The sequence below is a fragment of the Hymenobacter nivis genome (assembly GCF_006439025.1).
Classification (GTDB): domain Bacteria; phylum Bacteroidota; class Bacteroidia; order Cytophagales; family Hymenobacteraceae; genus Hymenobacter; species Hymenobacter nivis_A.
Genome location: NZ_RCYZ01000006.1, coordinates 123,641 through 147,721, shown reverse-complemented (window position 1 = coordinate 147,721; position 24,081 = coordinate 123,641). Strand labels below are relative to the sequence as shown.

Annotated in this window: 20 protein-coding genes, 1 tRNA gene and 1 pseudogene; 11 read left to right on the top strand and 11 right to left on the bottom strand. The window is 66.0% G+C overall.

Translation table 11 applies throughout. From position 1 onward, the window contains the following. Positions 1 to 23: 23 nt before the first annotated feature. Together EAH73_RS15120 and EAH73_RS15115 are read left to right on the top strand one after the other, a co-directional pair. Positions 24 to 3,464: an efflux RND transporter permease subunit gene (locus tag EAH73_RS15120; protein WP_140467999.1), complete on the top strand. Its 3,441-nt coding sequence runs from the start codon at positions 24 to 26 to the stop codon at positions 3,462 to 3,464. Between the two features lie 156 nt (positions 3,465 to 3,620). Further along, a complete protein-coding gene (locus tag EAH73_RS15115) occupies positions 3,621 to 3,884 on the top strand; it encodes an acyl carrier protein (protein WP_140467997.1) in 264 nt (87 codons plus the stop codon). Between the two features lie 333 nt (positions 3,885 to 4,217). Here the strand turns inward: EAH73_RS15115 and EAH73_RS24035 are convergent. Both EAH73_RS24035 and EAH73_RS15105 read right to left on the bottom strand, forming a co-directional pair. Beyond that, positions 4,218 to 4,320, bottom strand: a pseudogene (locus EAH73_RS24035) (YkvA family protein); the annotation flags it as partial. Positions 4,321 to 4,728: 408 nt separating this feature from the next. Next, positions 4,729 to 5,430: a C40 family peptidase gene (locus EAH73_RS15105; protein ID WP_170214091.1), complete on the bottom strand. Its 702-nt coding sequence runs from the start codon at positions 5,428 to 5,430 to the stop codon at positions 4,729 to 4,731. 328 nt (positions 5,431 to 5,758) lie between these two features. On the opposite strand from EAH73_RS15105, the gene EAH73_RS15100 reads away from it, so the two are divergent. Then, on the top strand, positions 5,759 to 6,100 hold the full coding sequence (locus EAH73_RS15100; RefSeq protein WP_140467994.1) for a DUF4157 domain-containing protein: 342 nt from the start codon (positions 5,759 to 5,761) through the stop codon (positions 6,098 to 6,100). A 67-nt stretch (positions 6,101 to 6,167) separates the two neighbouring features. Here the strand turns inward: EAH73_RS15100 and EAH73_RS15095 are convergent, their stop codons facing one another. Then, complete coding sequence (locus EAH73_RS15095; protein WP_140467992.1) at positions 6,168 to 6,899, bottom strand: SDR family NAD(P)-dependent oxidoreductase; 732 nt, start codon at positions 6,897 to 6,899, stop codon at positions 6,168 to 6,170. A 180-nt stretch (positions 6,900 to 7,079) separates the two neighbouring features. Here EAH73_RS15095 and EAH73_RS15090 point away from each other — a divergent pair, with 180 nt between their 5' ends. Then, a complete protein-coding gene (locus tag EAH73_RS15090) occupies positions 7,080 to 7,604 on the top strand; it encodes a hypothetical protein (RefSeq protein WP_140467990.1) in 525 nt (174 codons plus the stop codon). Positions 7,605 to 7,680: 76 nt separating this feature from the next. Here EAH73_RS15090 and EAH73_RS15085 read toward each other — a convergent pair. After that, positions 7,681 to 7,753, bottom strand: a tRNA-Thr gene (locus EAH73_RS15085). Between the two features lie 99 nt (positions 7,754 to 7,852). Continuing rightward, complete coding sequence (locus EAH73_RS15080) at positions 7,853 to 8,479, bottom strand: hypothetical protein (RefSeq protein WP_140467988.1); 627 nt, start codon at positions 8,477 to 8,479, stop codon at positions 7,853 to 7,855. Positions 8,480 to 8,603: 124 nt separating this feature from the next. Between EAH73_RS15080 and EAH73_RS15075 the strand changes: the two genes are divergently transcribed. Beyond that, entirely contained in the window at positions 8,604 to 8,906 is a 303-nt protein-coding gene (locus tag EAH73_RS15075; protein ID WP_140467986.1) for a hypothetical protein, read from the top strand. Between the two features lie 106 nt (positions 8,907 to 9,012). On the opposite strand, the gene EAH73_RS15070 is transcribed toward EAH73_RS15075, so the two are convergent. Then, on the bottom strand, positions 9,013 to 11,652 hold the full coding sequence (locus EAH73_RS15070) for a DUF5686 and carboxypeptidase regulatory-like domain-containing protein (RefSeq protein ID WP_140467984.1): 2,640 nt from the start codon (positions 11,650 to 11,652) through the stop codon (positions 9,013 to 9,015). Between the two features lie 137 nt (positions 11,653 to 11,789). On the opposite strand from EAH73_RS15070, the gene ispF reads away from it, so the two are divergent. From ispF to EAH73_RS15045, 5 genes are all read left to right on the top strand, one after another. Then, on the top strand, positions 11,790 to 12,272 hold the full coding sequence (gene ispF, locus EAH73_RS15065) for a 2-C-methyl-D-erythritol 2,4-cyclodiphosphate synthase (protein ID WP_068237065.1): 483 nt from the start codon (positions 11,790 to 11,792) through the stop codon (positions 12,270 to 12,272). Positions 12,273 to 12,382: 110 nt separating this feature from the next. Continuing rightward, on the top strand, positions 12,383 to 14,035 hold the full coding sequence (locus tag EAH73_RS15060) for a M28 family peptidase (RefSeq protein ID WP_140467982.1): 1,653 nt from the start codon (positions 12,383 to 12,385) through the stop codon (positions 14,033 to 14,035). Positions 14,036 to 14,073: 38 nt separating this feature from the next. Continuing rightward, positions 14,074 to 15,744 (top strand): M28 family peptidase, encoded by a 1,671-nt coding sequence (locus tag EAH73_RS15055; RefSeq protein WP_140467980.1) that lies wholly within the window; start codon positions 14,074 to 14,076, stop codon positions 15,742 to 15,744. A gap of 156 nt (positions 15,745 to 15,900) precedes the next feature. Further along, positions 15,901 to 17,292 carry a LutB/LldF family L-lactate oxidation iron-sulfur protein gene (locus tag EAH73_RS15050; protein WP_240047270.1) on the top strand — a complete coding sequence of 464 codons (1,392 nt, stop codon included), beginning with the start codon at positions 15,901 to 15,903 and terminating at the stop codon, positions 17,290 to 17,292. A gap of 50 nt (positions 17,293 to 17,342) precedes the next feature. Next, positions 17,343 to 18,407: a hypothetical protein gene (locus EAH73_RS15045; protein WP_140467977.1), complete on the top strand. Its 1,065-nt coding sequence runs from the start codon at positions 17,343 to 17,345 to the stop codon at positions 18,405 to 18,407. Positions 18,408 to 18,441: 34 nt separating this feature from the next. On the opposite strand, the gene sdaAA is transcribed toward EAH73_RS15045, so the two are convergent. The 3 genes from sdaAA to EAH73_RS15030 form a co-directional block, all read right to left on the bottom strand. Then, positions 18,442 to 19,350 carry an L-serine ammonia-lyase, iron-sulfur-dependent, subunit alpha gene (sdaAA, locus tag EAH73_RS15040; protein ID WP_140467975.1) on the bottom strand — a complete coding sequence of 303 codons (909 nt, stop codon included), beginning with the start codon at positions 19,348 to 19,350 and terminating at the stop codon, positions 18,442 to 18,444. A 92-nt stretch (positions 19,351 to 19,442) separates the two neighbouring features. Further along, positions 19,443 to 19,916, bottom strand: coding sequence for a peptide-methionine (R)-S-oxide reductase MsrB (msrB, locus tag EAH73_RS15035; RefSeq protein WP_140467973.1), 474 nt, complete (start codon positions 19,914 to 19,916; stop codon positions 19,443 to 19,445). 91 nt (positions 19,917 to 20,007) lie between these two features. Continuing rightward, entirely contained in the window at positions 20,008 to 20,547 is a 540-nt protein-coding gene (locus tag EAH73_RS15030; protein ID WP_140467971.1) for an RBBP9/YdeN family alpha/beta hydrolase, read from the bottom strand. A 43-nt stretch (positions 20,548 to 20,590) separates the two neighbouring features. Here EAH73_RS15030 and EAH73_RS15025 point away from each other — a divergent pair, with 43 nt between their 5' ends. Continuing rightward, positions 20,591 to 22,096, top strand: a complete 1,506-nt coding sequence (locus EAH73_RS15025) for an NAD(P)H-hydrate dehydratase (protein WP_140467969.1) — start codon at positions 20,591 to 20,593, stop codon at positions 22,094 to 22,096. Positions 22,097 to 22,129: 33 nt separating this feature from the next. Here EAH73_RS15025 and EAH73_RS15020 read toward each other — a convergent pair whose 3' ends face one another. Continuing rightward, positions 22,130 to 22,915, bottom strand: coding sequence for a DUF4239 domain-containing protein (locus tag EAH73_RS15020; protein WP_140467967.1), 786 nt, complete (start codon positions 22,913 to 22,915; stop codon positions 22,130 to 22,132). Between the two features lie 250 nt (positions 22,916 to 23,165). Beyond that, positions 23,166 to 24,026 carry a hypothetical protein gene (locus EAH73_RS15015; protein ID WP_140467965.1) on the bottom strand — a complete coding sequence of 287 codons (861 nt, stop codon included), beginning with the start codon at positions 24,024 to 24,026 and terminating at the stop codon, positions 23,166 to 23,168. Positions 24,027 to 24,081: the final 55 nt, after the last annotated feature.

The window sequence follows — 24,081 nt, the reverse complement described above, 5'->3', positions numbered from 1 at the left end:
CCTCAACTTAGCAACTACCTGTTATGCAAGATATTGAAAAGGAGTTTGGGCCGACCAGTTGGTCCATCAATAACAAAACCAGCATCTACATCATCACCCTGATGCTGACGATTGCCGGCCTGTTTGCCTACGTGAAGCTGGGCAAGGAGAAGTTTCCGGACATCGTGATTCCGCGCATCATCGTGGCCACGGTGTACCCCGGCACGTCGCCGACGGACATCGAGAACCTGGTGACGCGCCAGCTCGAGAAGGAAATCAAGAGCGTGAACGGGGTGAAGAAGATCAGCTCGACTTCCAACCAGGACTATTGCATTGTGGACGTGGAGTTTAACTCCAATGTGGACGTGCAGGCCGCCAAGCAGCTCATCAAGGACGCCGTGGACAAGGCCAGCACCGAGCTGCCCAACGACCTGCCCACGGCGCCGCTGGTGAAGGAGGTGAACATCTCCGAGCAGCCGATTATGTACGTCAACCTGAGCGGCAACCTGCCCGCCGCCCAGCTTAAAAAGCTGGCCGACGACTTCCAGGACAAGATCGAGGCGCTGCCCGAAATCACCCGCGTGGACATTGTGGGGGCCCTGGAGCAGCAGGTGAACGTGGACGTGGACCTGTACAAGATGCAGGCTTCGCAGCTGAGCTTCACCGACATCGAGGGCGCCATTGCCCGCGAGAACATCACGGTGTCGGGCGGCAGCATCGACGTGGGGGCCCAGAAGCGCGCCGTGCGCGTGGCTGGCCAGTACGTGAACGCCTCGGACATTGCCAACATCCAGCTTAAGAACCTGCGCGGGGCCCCGGTGCGCCTCGGCGACATTGCCACGGTGGCCGACGGCTTCAAGGACCGCGAGAGCTACGCCCGCCTCGACGGCAAGCCCACCGTGACGCTGAACGTGGTGAAGCGCCAGGGCGAAAACCTGCTCGACGCCTCCGATAAGATCCACCAAGTCATCAAAGACTCGGAGGCCAGCTTGCCCAACGGCCTGAAAATCACGGTTACGGGTGACTCGTCGAACGAAACCCGCAACACGCTGAACGACCTTATCAACACTATCATCATCGGCTTCCTGCTGGTGACCTTGATCCTGATGTTCTTCATGGGCACCACCAACGCCCTGTTCGTGGGCCTGTCGGTGCCGCTGAGCATGTTCCTGGCCTTTGTGATGCTGCCCACGCTGGACTTCTCGCTGAACATGATCGTGCTCTTCGCCTTCCTGCTGGCGCTGGGCATTGTGGTGGACGACGCCATCGTGGTGATTGAAAACACCCACCGCCTGCTGCACGAGCATCCTAACCTGAGCACGGCCCAGGCCGCCAAGTACGCGGCCGGCGAGGTGTTTGTGCCGGTACTGGCCGGCACGCTCACCACGGTGGCGCCGTTCGTGCCGCTCATGTTCTGGCCCGGCATTGTGGGCTCGTTCATGTTCTACCTGCCGGTTACCCTTATCCTCACGCTGGGGGCCTCGCTCATCGTGGCCTTCATCATGAACCCTGTGTTTGCCGTGAGCTTCATGGAGCGCGAGGAGCACCTCGACCACGTGGAGAAGCCCCAACTGACGCGCAACTTCCTCATTGCCATGGGCGTGCTGGCGCTGCTGGCGGTGGGCGGCTACGTGGCCCACTCCACGTTCTTCGGCAACCTCATGGTGGCCCTCATCGCGCTGTGCTTCCTCGATAAGTACGTGTTTGTGTACATGATTGCCGGCTTCCAGCGCAGCTTGCTGCCCCGCTTCCAAAACGGCTACGCCCGCCTGGTGGAGCTGGCCGTGGGCGGCACGGTGTGGCGCCAAGGCGCCATCCTGGCCGGCCTGTTGGTGCTGGGCGTCGTCAGCGTGGTGGCTGTGGGGGCCCGCAAGCCCAAGGTGGACTTCTTCCCCAAGGGCGACCCCAAGTTCATCTACACCTACCTGCAAATGCCGGTGGGCACCCGCGTGGAAGTGACCGACTCGGTGACCCGCGAGCTGGAAAAGCGCGTGTACAAGGTCATCGGCCGCAACAACCCCGACGTGGAATCGGTGATTACCAACGTGGCCATTGGCGCCGGCGACCCCAGCGAAGCCACCGCGGCCGGCACCTCGCAGTCGCACCTAGGCAAGGTAGGCGTGGCCTTTAAGGAGCTCAGCGAGCGCCACGGCCAGGCCACCCACATCTACATGGACGACATCCGCGAGGCTGTGAAGGGCATTCCCGGGGCCGACGTATCGGTGGACCAGGAGTCGAGCGGGCCGCCCCAGGGCAAGGCCGTGGCCATTGAGGTGAGCGGCGACGACTACCCCAAACTAGCCGCGCTGAGCAAGAAAGTGGAGCGTTACGTGGACTCGCTGAAAATTGGCGGTATCGAGGACCTGCGCTCCGACCTGCAGGACCGCAACCCCGAAATCGGGGTGAGCATCAACCGCACCCGCGCCAACCGCGAGGGCATCAGCACGGCCCAGATTGGCTCGGAGGTGCGCACGGCCATCTACGGCTTCGAGGCCAGCAAATTCAAAACCCCGGACGATGAGTACCCCATCCAGGTGCGCTACGCCAAGCCCTACCGCGACAACGTGGGGGCCATCGTGAACGCCCCGCTCACCTTCCGCGACGCCACTGGCTCGGTGCGCCAGGTGCCAATCTCGGCCGTGGCCGACGTTACCTACGGCACCACCTACGGCGGCATCAAGCGCAAAGACACGCACCGCCTCATCACCATCAGCTCGAACGTACTGAACGGCTTTACGGGCCCCGACGTGGTGGCCAAGGTGGAGCGGGCCCTCAAGAGCTTCCCCACCCCGCCCGGCTACACCGTGCGCATGGGCGGCGCTCAGGAAGACCAGAAGGAAACGAGTGACTTCCTCGGCATTGCCGCCGTGGGGGCCATCGCCCTCATCTTCCTGGTGCTCGTTACGCAGTTCAACTCGGTGAGCAAGCCACTGATCATCCTCACCGAAATCATCTTCTCCATCATCGGCGTGATGCTGGGCCTGGCCATCTCGGGCATGAACATCAGCATCGTGATGACGGGCGTGGGCGTGATTGCCCTGGCCGGCATCGTGGTGAAGAACGGCATTTTGCTGGTCGAATTCACCGACATGCTGCGGGCCCAGGGCATGGGCCTGCACGACGCCTTGGTGCTGGCCGGCCGCACCCGCCTCAACCCCGTGGTGCTCACGGCCACGGCCGCCACGCTGGGCCTCATCCCGCTGGCCATCGGCCTGAACATCGACTTCTACGAGCTCTTCAACTCGGGCCACCCGCACTTTTATCTGGGCGGCGAGTCGGTGGTGTTCTGGGGCCCCCTGGCCTGGACGATCATCTTCGGCCTCACGTTCGCCACCTTTATCACGCTGCTGGTGGTACCGGTGCTGTATTTGCTCAACGAAAAGTTCCTGGCCCTGTTCTCCGGGCGCGACGTGAACAGCCCGCCGCCCGCCTCCGAGGTAGATGAAGAGGAGGTAAATGCCGCAACACCAGCCGTACTGGCCTAAAAATTGCACCAGTCTTTTTTCCGCTCTTCCCGGATAAAAAAACGCATTCCGCCGATTCTCTATGCCGGCGGAATGCGTTTCCGGTTGCTTTGCCGTTGAGCGCTTGGCCCCGGCACCGCCTTTTTTCTTCTTTATTTCTGCCTGCTCTGCCCCAACATGTACTTGTCCACCGCCGCCGCTCACCCCGCTGCCTCCATTGAGCAGCAAGTCTTCCGCATCATCAGCAAGCGCAAGGCCATCCGGGCGTCGCGCGTGCGCAAAACCGCCAGCTTGGCCCGCGACTTGCGCTTCGACACGGTGGACGTGGTGGACATCATCCTCGAGCTGGAACGCAACTTCCACATCGTCATCCCCGACGAAGTCCCGCTCTATACGGTGGGCGACTTTGTGCGCTTCGTGCGCGAGCACGCCGCCGCATAGGGCCCCAGTGGCCCGCAAAAAAGCCCCCCGAAACCGTGCGTTTCGGGGGGCTTTTTTGCGGGCCACTGGGGCCCTAGCGCACGTTGCCGCCGGTGCTCACAGTGCCGTGGCTGGCGTCGCGGCTGCTGTCGGTGGTGGTGGCGGCCACGTCGGGGCGCGGGGCGTGGGGGCCCTCGGGCGTGGTGCCGGCGTGCTTAATGGATTCGGGGGCGGGCACGAGGCCCTCGTGAGCGGCAGCCGGCGCGGCGGCGGCGGCCGTCACGTCGTGCGGGCGGGTCAACTCCCACTCGTGGAACTTGTCAATCTCGGTTTTGATGGTGAGCGAGAACCAGGCCACCAGCGCCACGTCGTCGACCAAGCCCAGCACGGGGATGAAATCGGGGATGAGGTCGATGGGGCTGATGAAGTAGATCAGCACGGCCACCGCCGCTAGCAGCGTGCTGGAGGGCACGCCCGAGTAGTCGCCGGCCACGGAGGCGCGCACGAGCCGAAACAGCGTCTGGAGCGTTGTCCAAGCTTCATGGGCGAGGCTGCCGAGCTCGTTTTTCTGCTGGGCCTTGGTGTAGGCGTCGGTCAGCAGCTTGCGCAGCAGCGTGGGCTGCTGGATGTACTTTTCGGCCTTGCCGAGGAATTTTTTGAAGAAGGCCGAGCCGGCCACGTCGGCACCGGAAGGAGGGGTACGGGCATCCATAAGAGTCAGGGAAAGGTAAGCTGGGGCCCCAGCGGGGGCCCCCCAGGTTATTATACCGCTTGCGCGGGGGCGGGGTTTGGCCGCCTGGCCGCCTGGGCCCAAAAAAGCCCCGCACGGGGTGCGGGGCTGGTATTTTTTCGGAAGCTGGGGGCCCTACTGCTGGGCCGTGGCCGGGGCGTCGGCGGCGCTGGCCACGGCTTCGGCCAGTACGGCGGCGTCGGCGGCAGCAGCGGCGGGCACACGGCCGGCGGCGTAGAAGTTACGGTGGTAGTAGGCCTCGTCGAGCGAGCTGACGCGCACGCCGCCGGTGCAGGCCGAGTGGGCAAACTTGCCGTCTTTCAGGTAGATGCCCACGTGGTAGATGGCGCCTTTGCCGTGGCGGAAGAACACCAGGTCGCCGGTTTGCATGTCGGCCTTGGCCACGTGTTGCACGGCCCCGAACATGGAGCGCGAGCTGCGCTGCAGCACAATGCCGTACACCTCGTTGAATACCCGCGTCACGAAGCCCGAGCAATCGGTACCGCGGCGTGAGTTGGCCCCGAAGCGGTAGGGCGTCCCGATCCAGTCCGTCACGGTCTGGAGCAGGCCCTTGTTTTCGGTGTGGGCCAGCGTCAGGCCCAGCGTCTGGGCGTAGTAGCCGTAGGCAAGCGAGTCGCGGGCGGCGGCCTGCTCGGGGGTGGTCGGGGGCACGGGCAGCGCGGCCGGGGTCGTCATCAGGCCCGAAAGCAGCGATGCTTCGGCCACGGCCGGCGCATCGAGGGCGCGGGACGTGAGCGAAGCATCGGGAGTGCGCTCAAAGCAAAACGAAAGAACCAGGGAGGCGGCGGCGAGGAAATAGAGCAGGCTGTTTTTCATTATCCGTCGGGATGGGTGGGGTAAGCCCGGGTTTTGCAAGGGAGCAAAATGACCGGCAAGTAGCGTTTCTTAGGCGATAGGCAAGGCCGCGGGCGGCCAAAAATCAGGAAGTGAAGCGAAGCGGAACAGTGACTAATTCGGAAATAGTACTACTACCCCGCTGGGTAAAACTAAGGCAAACTTTCGGTACCGCCACCTCTTCAAAACGGTAAATCCAGCTTTTTACCGATAATGTTATACATTACTGTAGAATAGTTATACCGTGCAGTGCAACCGGCCATAATTATGCACCGTATATGGCGCTCCCCAATTTTTTGATTATTCCCCGATGACCGACGCTCCGCTCCGCACTTGGGTGCGCTCGCCGCTGGCCCGCATTGCCCGGCTGGTGCTGGGCGGCAACGCCCGCGTGGCCATGGTCATCGGGGGTACGGTGCACTTGAGCGGGGCCACCCGCGCCGAGTTCCTGGCCGACCCCGAGTGGGTAGCCCACGAGCAAGTGCACCTGCGCCAATACCGCGAGCAGGGCACGCTCCCCTTCCTCTACCGCTACTTGGTCGAATCGGCGCGGGTGGGCTATTACAACAACAAGTACGAGGTGGAAGCCCGCGAAGAAGCGCGGCGCGTGGTGCTGGCCCAGCGCGCCAGCGGGGGCCCTACCCTGGCCTAGCACGCATAAAAAAGCGCCCCGGCCGAGTTGGCCGGGGCGCTTTTTGCATTCAGTAAAAGGAGCGGGCCTACAGCTGCGCCAACCGGCCTCCGTCGACCACCAGCGTGGTGCCGTTGATGAAATTGGCTTCGGGCGAAGCCAGGAAACAGATGGCGGCGGCCAGTTCGTTGGGCGTACCCACTTGCCCGGTTATTTTTTCGGCGCCGTTCTTAACGTTGGGGTTGTCCCAGAGCATGGGCGTATCGACGGCCCCGGGGGCCACGGCGTTGATGCGGGCGTGGCCGAACGGAATTTCGAGGCTGAGGCCGCGCACGAAGGCCTCGGTGGCGCCCTTGCTGGCGGCGTAGGGCACCACGTTGGGAGTGGTCTGGAAGGCGTGCACCGAGCTGATGGCCACAATGGACCCGCCTTTCATGTGGGGCAGGCACAGCTGGCAGAGCCGAAACAGGGCCCGCAGGTTCACGTTCAGCACGTTGTCCCAGTCGGCGGGGTCCATCTGCAGAATGGGTTTGAAGGTCATCACGGCCGCATCGTTGATGAGCACGTCGATGCGGTTCCACTTGGCCAGGGTTTTCTCCACGGCGGCCACTAGGTTGGCGTCGATGCCCACGTCGGCTTTGATGAAAAGTGCCTGTCCGCCGGCCTTCTCAATCTCATCCGTCAGCGACTTGCCCTCCGCCACGTCGCGGCCGATGGCAGCCACGCAGCCGCCCTCGCGGGCCAGCTGTAAGGCCGTGGCGCGCCCAATGCCCGAAGTGGCCCCGGTGACGAAGCAAACCTTATTATCAAAACGACCCATTACAAAAGTAAAAACTTGGAAAATAGCGCAAAGCGGCAAAAAGCCGGCAGCAGAACCGCTGAGCCGGCGTACTGTTCAGTCCCCGACCATAATATCTCGGCGGGCGGGCAACTTCCCAGCGCCGGTTTGCGAATAACTACGCCTGAGCTGTCCCGTTTTTTTCATCTTTTCGCCATTGCTATGCGTTCCACCCCGCACCAAGACCCCACCGACGCCGCCGCTGATGCCGCCGACACCGTAGCCGCCAAAGCCACCGCCGCCGCCGATACCGTGGCTGCCAAAGCCCACGATGCCGCTGATGCCGCCTCCCAGAAGCTCGGTGATGCCGCCGACACCGTGGCCGCCAAGGCCCAGGATGCCAAGGCCGCCGCTTCCCAGAAGCTCGGCGATGCCGCCGATGCTACCTCTAAAAAGTTTGACGATGCCACTGCCGCCGCTTCGAAGACGCTGGACGATGCTGTGGCCCAGGGCAAGGAATGGCTGCAAAACCTTGATTTGCAAGGCATAGCGGATCAGATTCCGCAGTCGGTGAAGGACTTGGGGGCCCAAGTGGCTGACCGGGTGCGCCGCCTCAGCCCCACCCAGCAGATTGTGGGCGGTGCCCTGTTGGCCTTCAGCGTGGGCTTGCTGGCCACGCACAGCAGCCGCAAGGCCCGCCACGCCGATGCCAAGGCCGGCAAGCACTACCGAGCCAAGTTCGACTAACCCGCTGGCCCCCGGGGCCCTAATCAAAAAAAGCCCCCCGAAACGTGCGTTTCGGGGGGCTTTTTAGTTGGCAGTGAGCCTCTTATTGGACTCGAACCAACGACCTGCTCATTACGAATGAGCTGCTCTACCAACTGAGCTAAAGAGGCATTTCCCGTCGGCCAATTGCCGCTTGGGAGCGCAAAGATAACGCCCCGGGCGAAAAAACCAGGTCGGGGGGCCCACATTTTTTTCGGGGCCGGCCGGGTTTAGCGGCCGTGGCCGTACCAGGCGTTGTAGCGGCGCACCACTTGCGGCAGGGCGCGGGGCGGATAGCGGCCGGCGCGCAGGTCGTCGGCCAGGGCGGGGCAATCGGCGAAATACTCGGCAGCACGGGGCCGGAAGTTCCACCAATACGTACCGACAAACGAGCCGGTGCCGGTGCGCAGCAGCACGTCGCGGAAGAACGAGTTGCCGCCCCGCACCGGCATATACTGCTCGTAAACTTGTACCCGCCCCGCCTGCAACACCTTCAGCAACGACCCCAGCCGCAGCCGCGAAATGGGGAACAGCGCGGCCCGCTGGCCCGCCGCCAGTACCACGGGCGCGGAGGACAGTTCGGGGCCGCAATTGCGGTAGCGCACCGTGTCGGGGCCCCGCACATAACCGTAGGCCAGCACCTCGGCATCGGTTAGGCGCAGGGGCTTGGCGGTGGGGGCATCCAGCGGAATGAATTTCACGAACTGCTGCTGTTCAAAGTCGCTGGTGAGGCGCACGGCCCCGCGCAGGCTGTCGCCGTTGGCCAGCACCACGTAGCCGGGGCACACGCGCTGGGCCCGCGCCGCGGCGACTGGCAGCAGGCCGGCCAGCCACATACTCCAAAGCAAGCGACGCATAACCGAATATTTAAGCGGTGATTACGACTCTACCCGGGGCGGCCCCCGCGGGGTTAAACCAAATATACACCAACCTTCGTTATAGTGCCTACGGGCTCCAACGCCCCATTTCCTACCTTCGCGTATGACTTTCTGGCTGATTCTGCTGCTCTCGTTTTTCTTCATCCGCTACATCCTGCCCAACATAATGCGGGCGGTACTGGGCGGCTTTGTGCGCCAGCAGGTGCACAAGGCCCAGCAGCAGGGCGGGGGCCCCTTCGGGCCGATGAACGGCGGGCCGTTTGGGCCCCAGGGCCCCCAGCGGCCCGCTGGCCCGCCGCCCGCCCCCGGCCAGGTGCGCGTCGATTACGTGCCGCCCACGGCCAGCACGCCCCATAAAGGCTCCGACCGCATTGGCGAATACGTTGATTTTGAAGAGATAAAGTAGCAGCGGTTCAGAATCCCAGGGCCCCAAATTGTCCGTTCAATCGGGCGCAACGATTAGTGGCCATCCGGCGCAAAGCGGGCTGCCCGCCCCCGCTTCCCCTTCCTGACTAAAAGCCGTACCCGAACCGGAAGCCGGTGCCGGTGCGCTGGCCCGATTGCAAGCCGGTGTAGAAATCGACGCGCAGCACCTTGAGAATGTGCTCGATGCCCGCGCCCAGCTCCACGTAGTGGCCGGCCTGGGCGGTATGCAAGTAGTTGAGGGAGAACACTTCCTGCCACTTGAACCGGCGCAGCAGCGGGACTTTGTTGAAGATGAAGCCGTTGAAGTGGTGGCTGTAGTGCGCCTCCTGGTAGGCGCTGCGGGTGCTGTACTGGTAGTAGTCAAGCAGCTGGAAATCGGTGAAGTTGCCCGTGAGCAGGGTGCGGTTGCCGGAGAAGTGGCGGAAATCGGCGAAGGTGAGGCCCTCCTGCTTGCCCACGAAGCCGCCCACCGCCACCCGGTAGGTACTGGTGCCGAGCAGGCCCAGGTCGATGCGCTGGGCCGCGCCGGCTTGCAGCAGCAGGTAGCGCACGTCGGCCCCCAGCACGTGGGGCACGGCCAGGCGGCCCTGGGCGTTGAAGGTGGGCCACTTCGAGCCCAGGTTGAACTTGCCGTCGGGCCGGTTGATGTAGCGCTGGCCGGGCTTGAAGTCCACGCTCAGGCCCACGGTCAGGGCTTTGCTTTGGCCGAAGCCAGTGCCGCCGGGGGCCTCCTCGGCCACGGGCTGGTTGGGCGTGAAGGCGCGGCCCGGCACGTCGTGCAGCAGCCGGTCGGTGGTGTTGAACAGCTCGCGGCGGTCGAAGTAGCTGGCCGTGGTGCGCAGCGTGAGGCCGTTCACGGCCTCGGTGAGGAAGCTGATTTCAGCCCCGTCGCGGCGGTAGAGCTTGGCGTAGTTGCGGTTGGCCAGCAGCGTGTACACGGAGTTGATGGCCGGCGTGAGCTGCGAGTTGCGGTCGAAATTTTCCACCGTGCGGCCCGCCACCAGCCCGATTTGGCGCGTCACCACCGGGTCGAGCTGCCAGGTGAGGGCCAGGCTGGGGTTGAGCTGCCGGCTGCTGAAGCCGTAGCGCAGCACCGGCGCCAGCGACACGAAGCGCTTATCGTCGGTGCGCTTGGCAAACGCCACGCGGGCGTTGGCCACCACGCCTTCCACGGTGTTGTACTGCAAGATGTTGGCCACCGGCTCCACTGTGAAGCTGGTCTGCTTGAACGAGTTGCGGTAGGTGTAGCCGCCCACCACCAAGCTGATGGGCTCGAACTTGTTGCGCTTACGGTCCATCGAGTCCTGGTAGGGACGCGAGCGGCGGATGACCTCGGTGCTGTCCTTGGTGCGGTAGTCCTTCTGCTCTTCGGCCGAGAGCGGCACCGGGCGGATTTGGGCCCAGTAGGCGGTGTCGCGCTCGTTCACGCCCTTCTCCACCAGCTGCACCTCGCCGCGGGGCATGCGGGCCAGCGGGTCGGCGCGCAGCGAGTCGCGCTGGGCGCGCTTCACCTGGCGGCGCACCTGGGCCCCCAGGCCGCGCAGGTCGGGCTTGAGCTTGCGAATGTCGGCGGCGGTTTCGCGGCGGGCGGGGGCGTCGGGCACGGCCGGCGCGGGGGCCGTGGCCACGGGCGGCGTGGGGTAGGTGGGCACCACGGCGGCGTAGTTCGAGAGCACCGACGTGATGTAGGCCGAGCCCTTGAAGCCCAGGCCCGAGAGGTTGGCCCGCAGCTCCTGCGACTGCATCACCCACACGTTGGGGTTGCCGGGGGCGGGCGCGAAAATTTGCCCGATGTGCAGGCCGTCCACGTAGTCGAGCTGGGCCTCCTTGCCCAGGTTCAGGTCCACGGAGTGCAGGCGCCACGAGCCGTCCACCACGTACACGAAGCCGCTGAACACGGGGTCGGAGCGGCGGCGGGGCGTGACGCGGATTTTGTGCACCAGGGCCCCGTCGGCCTGCCGGGTGCTGCCCACCAGCTCGTACTGGTAGAACAGCATGGCGCTGGCCGAAATCGGCGACACGAACCCGCGCTCCGAAAAGCCCGACTTGATGAGGTTGTCGTAGAAATTGAGGCCCCGGCCCGCGCTGGCCCGGTTGAAGCTGATGCCGCGCGAGTCGCCGCTGACGCGGCTCGACAGCATCCGCTCCTTCACAATATTAGGCTGCGTGAAGGCGATGTCGGACAGGCTTTCGGACAGGTAAAAAATGCCGGGCTTGATATCGGGCCCCAGCTTAAAGACGCCCATGATTTTGCCCGGCGTTTCGAGGATGCGGCCCAGGCTTTTGCTGTAGAGCCGGGCCCGGAACGCGGCCACCTCGCGCCGGTGGTAGGGCCGCCACTGCTGCGCCTGCTGAATGATGGCGTAGGCCGGGTCGCGGTCGGAGGAGCGCACCGTGACCTCGCCCAGGCTGTAGGCCTCGGGGGCCAGCTGCACGTTGAGCGTGGTGATGGAGTCGCCGCCGAGCACGCGCACGGCCTCGATGCGCGGCCGGAAGCCCACGTACTGGAACACCAGCTCGTAGCGCCCGGCGGGCAGGCGCAGGGCGTACTGGCCCTGGTCGTTGGCGCCGGTGCTGGTGGCGTCGCCGCGCACCGACACGTTGGCGAAGGCCAGGCCGGCGCCGTCGGCCCCGCTAATGACGCCCTTCACGGTGCCCGCCCGGGCCCCCAGGGCCCCCAGCAGCAACCACCCCCACCACCAACTGCGCGCAAAAACCAACCTCATAAACAAGCAAAAAACCGAGTGAGCGGAAACTAGGCGCAAGCCCGTCCCAAAGTACGTTGATTCGTTGCAGCGCTCAACGGTTGCGGGCCCCGGCAACCAATACCTTTGCCCCTCTCCTACTTTCTCTTTGCTGCGTTATGAAAATCCGCACCGGCTTCGGCTACGACGTTCACCAGTTGCGCGAGGGGCTGCCCTTCTGGCTCGGCGGCATCCAGGTGCCCCACACCCACGGGGCCCTGGGCCACTCCGACGCCGACGTGCTCATCCACGTCATCTGCGACGCCCTGCTGGGGGCCGCCAATCTGCGCGACATTGGCTTCCACTTCCCCGACACCGACCCGCAGTACAAGGGCATCGACAGCAAGCGCCTGCTGAGCGAGGTGCTGCGCCTGCTGCGCGAAAAAGGCTACGAAGTGGGCAACATCGACTCGACCGTGTGCCTGGAGCAGCCCAAGGTGAACCCACACATCCCGGAGATGCGCCGCGTGCTGGCCGCCGTCATGGGCATCGCCGAAGACGACGTGTCCATCAAGGCCACCACCACCGAAAAGCTCGGCTTCGTGGGCCGGCAAGAGGGCGTGGCCGCCTACGCCACGGTGCTGATTTACAAGTTTATCTAAGGCAGCCATACCCGTTAGTCTGTGCCGCTAAGCTGCGCTTGGCCTTGCCCTGGGGCCCCAAGGCAGCGTAGGCAAGGCCAAGCGCAGCTTGGCGGCACAGCCCATTTTCTATGCTGAAAAAATTCGTGCTGCCGGCGCTGCTGGCCCTGGCGGCGGCCGCACCGGCGGGGGCCCAGGGCAAGGTTAAAACCAAAACCAAGCCCGGCGTGATGCCCACCCTGGGGGCCCCGCCCGCCAACCTGGTGGACTGGAGCCTGCGCTACGCCGACCTGGTGACGGCCGACCGCCTGCGCACCCACCTGAGCGTACTGGCCTCGGACGAGTACGAGGGCCGCGAAACGGGCCAGAAAGGCCAGCACATGGCCGCCGCCTACGTGGCCGCACAGCTCCAAGCCGCCGGCCTGGCCGGCCCGGGGCCCGACGCGGGGGCCCCGTACCTCCAGAAGTTTCAGCTCGAAAGCGTGGCCTGGGCCCCCGGGGCCACCCTGCAAGTGGGCAGCGCCCGCTACCAGTGGCCGAACGATTTCTACGGCCGCGGCTCGGCGGGCTTCGACCAGGAAACGACGGTGCAGCCCGTGTTCGTGGGCTTCGGCATCGAGCAGGCCGGCTACTCCGACTACGCCGGACTGGACGTGGCCGGCAAGGACGTGCTGATGTTGCAGGGCGAGCCCACCACCGCCAGCGGCAAGCCCCTGCTCGCCCCGCCCGACGGCAGCGCCACCCGCTGGGGCCGCGACGAGCGCGCCAAGCTGGCCACCGCCCTGGCCAAGGGCGTGCGCAGCATTTTCTTCGTCGATTTCCGCCCCAACGGCAACTTCGAGAAAACGGCCGCCCGCATTGCCCCGGCCCTGGCCCAGCCCAGCCTGGCGCTGGCCAGCGCGGGGCCCCAGCGCCCGCCGGTGTTCTACCTGGCGCCGGCCGTGGGCTACAAACTACTGAATACCAACGCCGCCACCGCGGCCAAGTACCTGGCCCAAACCGGCGCCAAGGGCCAGCCGCTGCCCTCGCCGTTCAAGGCCGGGGCCCTAAAAATTAGGGCCCCCAAGACGCGCACGCCCCTGGGCACCGAAAACGCGCTGGGCCTGGTGGAAGGCACCGACAAGAAGGACGAAATCGTGGTCGTGTCGGCCCACCACGACCACCTGGGCATCGTTGATGGCAAGGTGTTTAACGGGGCCGACGACGACGGCTCGGGCACGTCGGCCCTGCTCAACCTGGCCGAGGCCTTTGCCCAGGCCAAGAAGGACGGGCACGGGCCCCGGCGCAGCATCCTGTTCCTGAGCGTAACGGGCGAGGAAAAAGGCCTGTTTGGCTCGGAGTACTACGCGGCGCACCCGGTATTTCCGCTCGCCAGCACCGTGGCCGACCTGAACGTGGACATGATTGGCCGCACCGACCCCGCCCACGAGGGCAAGCCCGACTACGTGTACGTCATCGGCTCCGACAAGCTGGCCTCGCAGCTGAAGGTGGTGGTGGAGGCCGAAAACCAGCAGTACACGCGCCTCGACCTCGACTATAGGTACGACGACCCGGCCGACCCTAACCGCTTCTACTACCGCTCCGACCACTACAACTTCGCGGTGAAGCAGGTGCCGGTGGCGTTTTTCTTCAACGGCGTGCACGCCGATTACCACCAGGAAACGGACGAAATCGCCAAGATTCAGTTCGACAAAATGGAAGCCCGGGCCCGCCTCGTGTTCCACACCGCTTGGGCCCTGGCCAACCGCGACGCCCGGCCCGCCGTGGATTCCAACAAACCGTAACTTGCCGCTTCGCAGTCATTCCCCCCTTTTCCCAAACTATGCGTAAATCTCTCGTCCTAACGCTGGCCGGGGCCCTCCTGGGCACGGCGGCGCTGGCCCAGCAGGGCCCCCACGGCAAGGTAAAAACCAAGACGAAGCCCGGGCGCACCGCCGCCGCGGCACCCGCCGCTGCCGCCGCACCAGCGCCGCCCACCGATTGGTCAGTGCCCTACGCCGCCAGCATCACCCCCGACGGCCTGCGCAAAGACCTGAGCGTGCTGGCTTCGGACGAGTACGAGGGCCGCGAAACCGGCACCAAGGGCCAGCGCATGGCCGCCGACTACATCAGCAAGCGCTTCGCCGCCCTGGGCCTGACGGGCCCCGTACAGGGCTCGGATAACACCTACATCCAGCACTTCATGCTGGAAAGCCGGAGCTGGGGCGATGGCGTCAGCCTAAAAATAGGCAAGCAAGCGTTTGAGTGGGGCAAGGATTTTTATTCGGCCTCCAGCGACTCGCCCTTCCCAACCGCCACCGAGCTGCAACTCGTGTTCGCGGGCTACGGCCTCGACCTGCCGAACTACTCCGATTACACCGACCTCGACGTGACCGGCAAGGACGTTATCGTGCTGGTCGGCGAGCCCCTGGACGCCCAGGGCAAGCCCTTGCTCGGCACGGACGGCAAGCCAGTGAAGCTGACGGGCCCCGGCAACATGGTGACGACCGCCACCAAGCGCGGGGCCCGCAGTGTGCTGATTTTGAACACAAACGCCCCCGAATTCACCACTACCGCCGGGCGCATGGCATCGTACATGAAGCAACCGCGCTTGGCAGCGGCGGGCCAAACCGCCCCGAAGCGGGCGGCGGCTTTCGTGCTAGGGCCTGCCGCGTCCTACGCCCTGCTGCACACCAACGAAGCCGCGCTGAAGAAATACGAAGCCGCCACCACCGCGGCTGGTAAGCCGGTGAAGGCGGCCTTTAAGCCTGCCAAAACTACCCTCGCCGCCCCGCGCAAAATAGAGCCGATGGCGACCGAAAACGTGCTGGGCTACCTCGAAGGCACCGACAAGAAGGACGAGCTGGTGGTGATGTCGGCCCACTACGACCACCTGGGCCTGAAGGACGGCAAGGTGTTCAACGGCGCCGACGACGACGGCTCGGGCACGGTGAGCGTGCTCTCGTTTGCCGACGCCTTTGCCCAGGCCAAGAAGGACGGGCACGGGCCCCGGCGCAGCATCCTGTTCCTGGCCAACACGGGCGAGGAAGAAGGCCTGCTCGGCTCGCAGTACTACACCGACCACCCCGTGTTCCCGCTCGAAAGCACCGTGGCCGACGTAAACATCGACATGGTGGGCCGCGTGGACCCCGAGCACGAAGGCAAGGGCGACTACGTGTACATCGTGGGGGCCGACAAACTCTCGTCGGAGTTGAACGCCGTGAGCGAGGCCACGAACCAGAAGTACAACCCCATCGCGCTGGACTACAAGTACAACGATCCTAAAGACCCCGAGCGCATCTACTACCGCTCGGACCACTACAACTTCGCCAAGCACAAAATCCCGGTGGCCTTCTACACCAGCGGCTTGCACGCCGACTACCACAAGGAAACCGACGAGGTGGACAAGATTAATTTCCCGGCCATGGCCCGCCGCGACCAGCTCATCTTCCACACCGCCTGGGAGCTGGCCAACCGCGACAACCGCCCGGTGGTGGATTCTAACAAACCCTGAGCCGGGGCCGGCATCCGCCGGCCCCGAATGCAGAGTGCGCCGCCCGGGGCCCCGGACGGCGCACTTTTTTTGTGCCCGAGCGGTAAGCCCACCACTCGGTGCTTAACTTTAGCTCCGTGGCCCGGTGGGGCCGGGCCACTTAAACTCCGAACCTCCGTGCAAGCAAAAATTTCCAAGTCGGCCGCCTTCCAAACCGACGCCGAGAACAAGGCCTTCGACCGCGAGCACCGCCGCAAAATCCGGTTCAACATCGGCAAGTACGACGCGGCCGTGGCCACGGGCATGGGCTACTTCCACAACCACGAGCTGGCCCGCGACCGGGGCGCCTACCTCAAGGCGCAGGTGCTGGAAAAGCTCGACGAGTACCTGCTGGCCTTCGAGGCCGCCTTCACGGCGCGCGGGGGCCGCGTGGTCTGGGCCCGCGACGCGGCCGAGGCCCTGGCCGAGATTGGCCGGTTGGCCGACGAGCGCGGGGCCCGTACCGTGGTGAAAGCCAAGAGCATGACCACCGAGGAAATCCACGTCAACCAGTACCTGGCCAGCAAGGGCATCGAATCGGTCGAAACCGACTTGGGCGAGTACATCGTGCAGCTCAACGGCGAGCGGCCCTACCACATCGTGACGCCGGCCATGCACTTGAGCAAGGCCGACATCAACGACATTTTCGTGAAGCACCTGGGCACCGAAAGCACCGACGACGCCCAGCAGCTCGTGCTCACGGCCCGCCACTTGCTGCGCGACAAGTACACGGCGGCCGAAGTGGGCATCACGGGTGGCAACTTCCTGGTGGCCAAAGAGGGCGGCATCGCCGTGACCGAGAACGAGGGCAACGCCCGCCTCTCGGCCACGTTTCCGAAGCTGCACATTGCGGTGGTGGGCATCGAAAAAGTCATTCCGCAGCTCACCGACCTCGACCTGTTTTGGCCCCTGCTGAGCACCAGCGGCACCGGCCAGCAGGTGACGGTGTACAACACCGTGTACTTTGGGCCCCGGCAGCCCGGCGAGCCCGACGGCCCCGAGGAAATGGTCGTCATCCTGCTCGACAACGGCCGCACCAACCTGCTAGCCCAGCCCGACAAGCGGGCCGCGCTGCGCTGCATCCGCTGCGGGGCCTGCCTGAACGTGTGCCCGGTGTACAAAAACATCGGCGGCCACACCTACGAAACCACGTACTCGGGCCCCATCGGCTCGGTCATCAGCCCGCACCTGAGCGGCCTGCCCGAGCACATGCACCTGAGCTACGCCAGCAGCCTGTGCGGGGCCTGCACCAGCGTGTGCCCGGTGCGCATTCCGCTGCACAACCTGCTGCTGCTCAACCGCCAGCAGGCCGTGCGCGAGGGCCACGCCCCGGCCGCCGAGCGCGCCGCCATCGGCATGTGGCGCTGGAGCATGCAGCACCGCTGGGCCCTGAACGTGCTGCCCGGGGCCCTAAAAGACTGGAGCCTGGGCCGCCTGCTCGACCAAGTGGGCTGGAGCAAGCGCCGCGCCGCGCTGGCCGCCGCGCCCCTGTCGTTTGGGCAGATGTGGCAGGACCGGAAAGAAGTTTAGCCCGGGGCCCCTGCCGGCGATTTGGCCAGCGCGTGCGTTAGAAGCTGCATATGGATTTAGAATTTTTGCTGACGCCGGCCCTGCGGCTGCTGGCCGGGGGGGCCGGCGTCGTGCTGGTCATCACCACGCTCTCGGCGGCGGTGCGCTCGTTTGTGCTGCCCCGTAACGAGTCGGTGCGGCTCAACAACCACATTTTTGCCGGTATCCGGCTGATTTTCAACTTCGCCGCCCGCCGGGCCAACAACTACGCCCGGCGCGACCACATCATGGCGCACTACGCGCCGGTGGCGCTGGTGTCGCTGCCCATTTTCTGGCTGGCCCTGGTAGGGGCGGGCTACACGGGCATCTACTGGGCCCTGGGGCTCGACTCGTGGGCGAAGTGCTACGAGCTGAGCGGCAGCTCGTTGCTCACGCTGGGCACCACCAGCCAGCGGGGCTTTGCTATCAACATCTTCACCTACTCCGAGGCCACGCTGGGGCTGCTGCTGCTCACGCTGCTGCTCTCGTACCTGCCCACGCTGTACCAGGCGTTTTCGAAACGCGAGGTGACGGTGGCGCGCTTGGAACTACGGGCCGGCACGCCGCCCACGGCCACCCACCTCATCGACTGGCTGAACACCAGCGGCTCGCTCACCGACGACGACGAGCAGTGGGCCCTGTGGGAGCAGTGGTTTGTGGAAATTGAGGAAAGCCACACCTCGCTGCCGATCCTGGGTTTTTTCCGCTCCCCGCAGCCGGGGCGCTCGTGGGTGATGGCGGCGGGCCTCATTCTGGACGCGGCCAACCTGCAATTTTCGGCCCTCGACGGGCCCCGTACCCGCCAGATGGAGCTCACCTTCAAGGCCGGCTGCCTGTCGCTAAACCGCGTGTTTCGCTTTTTCGACGTGAAGGCCGTGACCGAGCCCCAAACAATGATGCCGGGCCCCGAGCCCAAAACCGAGCCCACCAGCCCCGAATTCGTCCAGGCCCTCGACGACCTAGCCGCCCTGGGCCTGCCCGTGTGCGCCGACCGCGCCGCCGCCTGGGCGCGCTTCCAGGAGCGGCGCATCCGCTACGCCCCAGCCCTGAAATTTCTAGCAGAGCTCACCATGTCGCCCGAAACCCGGGCTCTTTGAGCGGTGAGTAGTTACCAGCGAACAGTGGTAACTGCTAATCGATTGGCTTATCATCGGGCAGGATGTTAACGTCCTGCACGAGTACCAGCTTTTCGATTTCGCGGCCGCGCTTGGTGTTGGCCAGGCCCCCGAGGGCGGTTTCCTTGTAGCGGGTTTCCATGCTCTGGCCCACCTCGCCGAGGGCCGCCACGCACTGGTCGACGGGAATAACGGGGTCGATGCCGGCGATGGCGATTTGGGCCGAGGAGAAGGCGATGGCCGCCGCCGAGGCGTTGCGCACCACGCAGGGCACCTCCACCAGGCCCGCCACGGGGTCGCACACCAGCCCCAGCATGCACTGGATGGTGACGGCCACCGCCGCAAACACTTGGTCTACAGGGCCCCCGAGGCAGTGCACGATGGCCCCGCTGCCCATGGCGGCGGCCGAGCCGGTTTCGGCCTGGCAGCCGCCCACGGCCCCGGCCAGCGAAGCGTTTTGCTCGATGATGAGGGCAATGCCGGCTGCCACCAGCAGCCCTTCCAGGATTTTATGGTCGCTCAGGCCGTGGATTTTTTGGATGGTGGTGAGCACGCCCGGCAAGATGCCCGAGGCCCCGGCCGTGGGCGCGGCCACCACGCGGCCCATGCACGAGTTCACCTCCTTGGCCCCCAGCGCGCTTGTTATCAGTTGCTTAAACTCGGGCGAGAGCACCGTAACGGGCGAGGCGGCAATCTTCTTCGCGCCGTTGTTGATCATGCCCGAGCGCGAGGTCATGTCGCCGGTGAGGCCCTCGTGCACGGCGTCGCGCATCACGTCGTAGGCCCGCTGCAAGCCCGCCCAGATTTCCTCCTCCGTGCGCCCCTTTTGCTCAATCTCGTAGTCGAGCACGGGCTGGTACAGGGGCTCGCCCGTGGCGGCGCAGTGCGCTTGCCAGGAGGCAAAATCGGTGAATAAGAGCGACATAATGGGTGGGAGCGGGAAGCAGATGAAAATAAAAAACCCCGGCCGGCGCAGGGCCGGGCCGGGGCTTAAAAGTACGGCCGGGGGGCCCTAAACTACATGGCCGAGGGCAGCGCCGGCTCGGGGGCCGTTACCAGCTTGATGCTGGCCGAGTTGATGCACAGGCGCAGGCCGCTGGGCGCGGGCCCGTCGGGGAATACGTGGCCCTGGTGGGCATCGCACACGTTGCAGAGCACCTCCACGCGCACCATGCCGTAGCTCGTGTCTTTGTGGTAGCGGATGGCGCTTTCCTCCACCGGCTGCGTGAAGCTCGGCCAGCCCGTGCCGCTCTCGAACTTGGTGCGGGAATCGTAGAGCGGGGTGCCGCAGCACACGCAGGCGTAGAGGCCGGCCTCGTGGGCCTCGCAGTATTCGCCAGTGAAGGCGCGCTCAGTGCCGTGCTCGCGCGTGACGTGGTACTGCTCGGCGGTGAGCTGGGCGCGCCACTCGGCGGCGGTTTTTTCGACGCGGCGGGGGGGCGTGGGGGCCCCGTGGTTGGCCAGGCGGATAACGTCGTTCCAGGTTTGCATAGTGGATTGGTTTTGGCGTTGAAGCGAAGTAGGTAGTGAAGGCAAAACGCAATTTTTGGCCGGTAAGTTTACTTCTGCGTCGCCGGGGGCCCTACAGCCATTGGCCCAGCAGTGCCAGGCCCTCGGGCCACGCGCCGTGGCCGCTCTCGGCGTTGATGTGGCCGGCGGGGCCCAAGCCCACCAACTCGCTGCCCCAGGCCGCGGCAAACTGCCGGGCCCGCGCCGCGCTGGCCCATTGGTCGTTGCTGCTGGCCACCACCGTGCTCGCAAACGGCAGCCGCTGCAAGGGCATGGGCGCGAAGCCGGTGGTGGGCAGCGCGGCGTAGTGGGCCGTTTCTACGTCGCTGGGGGCTACCAGCAGGGCCCCGCGGATGGCCTGGCCGTGCTGCGCCGCCCAGTGCGCTACGGTGGCGCAGCCCAGGCTATGGGCTACCAGCACCACGCGGCTCAGGTCTTCGCTGGCCAGGGCTTGGGCCACGGTGGCCACCCATTCGGCGCGGTCCGGGGTGTCCCAGTCGCGCTGCTCAATGCGGATGAATTCGGGGCGGAGGCGCTCGAAGTACGTTTGCCAGTGCTGGGGCCCCGAGCTGCCGAGGCCGGGCAAGATGAAGACGCGGGCGGGTTTTTGCATCGCCAAAAGTAGCCCTGGCGGCGTTTTGCGCGTTAGTAGTGCCATGAAAATCCTCACCGCCGCCCAAACCCGCCAGCTCGACCAAGCCACGATGCGGGCCCAGCACATCACTTCCGTGGAGCTGATGGAGCGCGCCGCCGGAGCCCTGGCCGAGTGGTTCTACGGCGCATTTCCGCACGAGCGGGGCGAGATCCTGGTGCTGTGCGGCCCCGGCAACAACGGCGGCGACGGCCTGGCCCTGGCCCGCCTGCTGCACAACGCGGGCTACGCCGTGCGCGTGGCCCTGCTGCCCACCGCGCACCCTTCGGCCGACTGGCAGCACAACCGCCAGCACCTGCCCGGCGGCGTACCCGTGGCCGAACTGGCCGCGGATGCCCTGCCGGCTCTCGCGCCCGGGGCCCTGGTGGTGGATGCGCTGTTTGGCACCGGCCTGGCGCGCCCGCTGGCCGGGCTGGCGGCGGCCGTGGCGGCGCACCTGCACCAGGCCCGGGCCCGCGTGGTGGCCGTGGACCTACCCAGCGGCCTGTTGGCCGATGGGCCCCAGCCCGACCCCGGGGCCCCAGTAGTGCGGGCCGACTACACGCTCAGCTTCGGGCTGCCCAAGCTAGCGTTTTTGCTGCCGCAAAATGCCGAGTACGTGGGCGAGTGGCACGTGCTGGACATTGGCCTGGACCAGGGTTTCATCGACCAAGCCGCAACGCCCTGGCACTTCACGCCGCTGCACGACGCCAGCGTGGCCCTGCCCCGCCGCGCCCGGTTCGGGTACAAAAACACGTTTGGCCACGCGCTGCTGCTCGCCGGCAGCCGGGGCAAAATGGGCGCGGCCGTGCTGAGCGCCGGGGCCTGCCTGCGCGGCGGCGCGGGCCTGCTCACGGCGCACATTCCCGGCGGGGGCTACGACATTTTTCAAACCACCCGCCCCGAGGCCATGTGCCTGACCGATGCGCAGGCCAATTTCATTAGCGAATTGCCCGACCTGGGGCCCTACCAGGCCGTGGGCATCGGCCCCGGGCTGGGGCAAGAAGATGCCACCCGTGCCGTGCTGGCGCAGCTGCTGCGCACGGCCACGGTGCCGCTCGTCATCGACGCCGATGCCCTGAACCTACTGGGCGCGCACCGCGAGCTGCTAGCGCTGCTACCCCCAAACACGGTGCTCACGCCCCACATCGGCGAGTTCACGCGCCTCACCGAAAAGGCCCACGACGATTACCACCGCCTTGATTTACTCCGCGAATTTGCCCAGAAATACCGCTGCGTGGTGGTGCTGAAGGGGGCCTACACCGCCGTGGGGGCCCCCGACGGGCAGGTGTACTTCAACAGCACCGGCAACCCCGGCATGGGCACCGGCGGCAGCGGCGACGTGCTAACCGGCCTCGTGCTGGCCTTGCGTGCCGACCAGCGCCTGGGGCCCCTGCACGCCGCCCGCCTCGCCGTGCTGGCCCACGGCCACGCCGGCGACCTAGCCGCCGCCGCCACCGGCGAGGCCGGTCTCATCGCCAGCGATTTGGTGGCGCACATTGGCCCGGCCTTGCAGGCGCTGACGGAATAAACCCTGCGGTGCTCGCTCGCCGCAACGGCGCGGCTAGTAGTTGACCATCTCGTAGAGCACGGACTCGAAGGCGCTGGCATTCACGCTGAAGCCCCCGCGGAAGGGGTTGTCCATGGCAGCCGTCAGGAACAGCAGCGACCCTAGCAGCAGCGCAATGAGGGAGGTGAGGATGACCTGCTTCGGCTTGTCATCGGACACGAAAAACCAGGAAATCACCACGGTAATCAGCGCGCCCAGGACGATGACCCACCACAGCAGGGTGGGCAGGTTGGTTTGGTTGCCGCGCAGCCGCAGGCGGTGGGCCAGCAGCAGCTCGTTGAGCTGGTTGATGGCCTGCTCGTGCACGATGCGCAACCGGGAGGTGGGCGGATCAAAATCGAACAAGTGGTTCTTGAACGAACGCAGCACCGTGCTGCTCTGCTGGGGCACCTCGCCCCGGTGGTGCGCCGGCCAGTCTTGGTGAATCACCGACCAGACGTACGCCCGCAGCTCGCGCTGGTAGGGCCGGCGGTAGGCGGGCGGGTACGTGGCCAGGTCCTGGTACAGGGCCGCCGTAATGGTGGCCTCGCTGTCCACTTGGGCTGATAAGGTTTGGAAATTGCTCCACACCCCGGCGGCGACCAGGCCCAGCAAGATGCCGTAAATCACGCCCGAAGTGCCCAGGAAATAGCTCACCAAATCGTTGTGCTCGGCCGAGGGGCCGGCATGGGCCCGCACCCACGGCCGCAGCAGCACCATGCCCACCAGGGAAACAACCAGGGTGGTACCGCAGCAAAAGATGAAGAACAACCAGTTGGGTAGGGAGTAAATCCAGTCCACGGAAGAGGTAAGTTATTGACCAGCAGCCGCGCCTGCTGCGCAAGCAGCACCGTGGGAAACCACCGTTTCCCGACCAGTACGTTTCGTGGGTTTGAGGGTTGGTGGGGCAGCAGCCTGCCCTAGGCCCGTACGGCTGGGGCCCTAACTCCCAGCCGTTGCCACCACCAGCCATCCGTCAACTTCACCGGGCCGCCCAGCGAGCCATTGTGCACAGCTGGGCGCGCCTTTTACTGCGGGGCATGGCCCCCGTTCAAAAGATGAAGTACGCCGCGGCTTGCACCAGCAGCACGCCGTCGGTGATGAGGGCGAAGAAATAGTCGCCGCGCGACTCTTCGGCCGCGGCGATGACGGCAGCGGCCAGCACGCCCGGCAGCAGCACGGCCAGCGGGGCGGCCCCGCGCCACAGGCCCAAGGCCACGGCCCCGGCCAGCAGCGCCAAGGATAGCCACCGGGCCCCCGGCACCCCCAGCACCCCCGGAAACGTGCGGGTGCCCGCCGCCCGGTCGCGCCCGTAGTCGCGGATGTCGAACACGATGGCCAGGGCCAGCACCAACAGAAACCGCTGGTCGAGCAGGCCCTGGGCCTCGGCCCAGGGGCGGTGCAGGGCCAGCACCGGCAGCCCCACCGTGATGAGCGACCACACCCCGGCAATGAGGAACACCTTCAGCAGCGGCACGTCGCGCAGGGCCACGGGGCGCCCGCGCCAGCGCCCTAGCGGCCACGAGTAGAGCAGCGCCAGGGCCGCCAGCGGCACCAGTAGCGGCAGGTAGTGCCACCAGCCATCGGAGAAAAAAAGGTAGGCCCCGCCCAGCGCGGCGGCGGCGGCCAGCCCGGCCAGGGCCCCGCGGTGCCGCTGCTGCCAGGCCTTGCGGCCCGAAGCGCCGGCCGGCTCGCGGTGCTTGAAGGGCAACGCGGCGTCGAGGTTATACACGAGCAGGGTGGCGGCAAACACCAGCGCCACCACGCGCCCGCCGGGGGCCCCGCCCCACGCCCCGGCCGCGGGCCACAGCCGCAGGGTGGCCGCCGTTTGGGCAGCGGCGGCGGCGGCCAGCCACGCGCTGCTGTAGAGCACGGCATCGAGCAGGCGCAGGGGCAACGGGCGGCGAAGCATGGGCACAAAGAACGGCCCCGAAGCAAGCAGCTGCTTGCCCCGGGGCCGTCGAAAC

Excerpts from the sequence above, each read along its gene's own strand:
- EAH73_RS15120 (WP_140467999.1), top strand. The coding sequence starts at position 24 with ATGCAAGATATTGAAAAGGAGTTTGGGCCGACCAGTTGGTCCATCAAT.
- EAH73_RS15115 (WP_140467997.1), top strand. The coding sequence starts at position 3,621 with ATGTACTTGTCCACCGCCGCCGCTCACCCCGCTGCCTCCATTGAGCAG.
- EAH73_RS15105 (WP_170214091.1), bottom strand. The coding sequence starts at position 5,430 with ATGAAAAACAGCCTGCTCTATTTCCTCGCCGCCGCCTCCCTGGTTCTT.
- EAH73_RS15100 (WP_140467994.1), top strand. The coding sequence starts at position 5,759 with ATGACCGACGCTCCGCTCCGCACTTGGGTGCGCTCGCCGCTGGCCCGC.
- EAH73_RS15095 (WP_140467992.1), bottom strand. The coding sequence starts at position 6,899 with ATGGGTCGTTTTGATAATAAGGTTTGCTTCGTCACCGGGGCCACTTCG.
- EAH73_RS15090 (WP_140467990.1), top strand. The coding sequence starts at position 7,080 with ATGCGTTCCACCCCGCACCAAGACCCCACCGACGCCGCCGCTGATGCC.
- EAH73_RS15080 (WP_140467988.1), bottom strand. The coding sequence starts at position 8,479 with ATGCGTCGCTTGCTTTGGAGTATGTGGCTGGCCGGCCTGCTGCCAGTC.
- EAH73_RS15075 (WP_140467986.1), top strand. The coding sequence starts at position 8,604 with ATGACTTTCTGGCTGATTCTGCTGCTCTCGTTTTTCTTCATCCGCTAC.
- EAH73_RS15070 (WP_140467984.1), bottom strand. The coding sequence starts at position 11,652 with ATGAGGTTGGTTTTTGCGCGCAGTTGGTGGTGGGGGTGGTTGCTGCTG.
- ispF (WP_068237065.1), top strand. The coding sequence starts at position 11,790 with ATGAAAATCCGCACCGGCTTCGGCTACGACGTTCACCAGTTGCGCGAG.
- EAH73_RS15060 (WP_140467982.1), top strand. The coding sequence starts at position 12,383 with ATGCTGAAAAAATTCGTGCTGCCGGCGCTGCTGGCCCTGGCGGCGGCC.
- EAH73_RS15055 (WP_140467980.1), top strand. The coding sequence starts at position 14,074 with ATGCGTAAATCTCTCGTCCTAACGCTGGCCGGGGCCCTCCTGGGCACG.
- EAH73_RS15045 (WP_140467977.1), top strand. The coding sequence starts at position 17,343 with ATGGATTTAGAATTTTTGCTGACGCCGGCCCTGCGGCTGCTGGCCGGG.
- sdaAA (WP_140467975.1), bottom strand. The coding sequence starts at position 19,350 with ATGTCGCTCTTATTCACCGATTTTGCCTCCTGGCAAGCGCACTGCGCC.
- msrB (WP_140467973.1), bottom strand. The coding sequence starts at position 19,916 with ATGCAAACCTGGAACGACGTTATCCGCCTGGCCAACCACGGGGCCCCC.
- EAH73_RS15030 (WP_140467971.1), bottom strand. The coding sequence starts at position 20,547 with ATGCAAAAACCCGCCCGCGTCTTCATCTTGCCCGGCCTCGGCAGCTCG.
- EAH73_RS15025 (WP_140467969.1), top strand. The coding sequence starts at position 20,591 with ATGAAAATCCTCACCGCCGCCCAAACCCGCCAGCTCGACCAAGCCACG.
- EAH73_RS15015 (WP_140467965.1), bottom strand. The coding sequence starts at position 24,026 with ATGCTTCGCCGCCCGTTGCCCCTGCGCCTGCTCGATGCCGTGCTCTAC.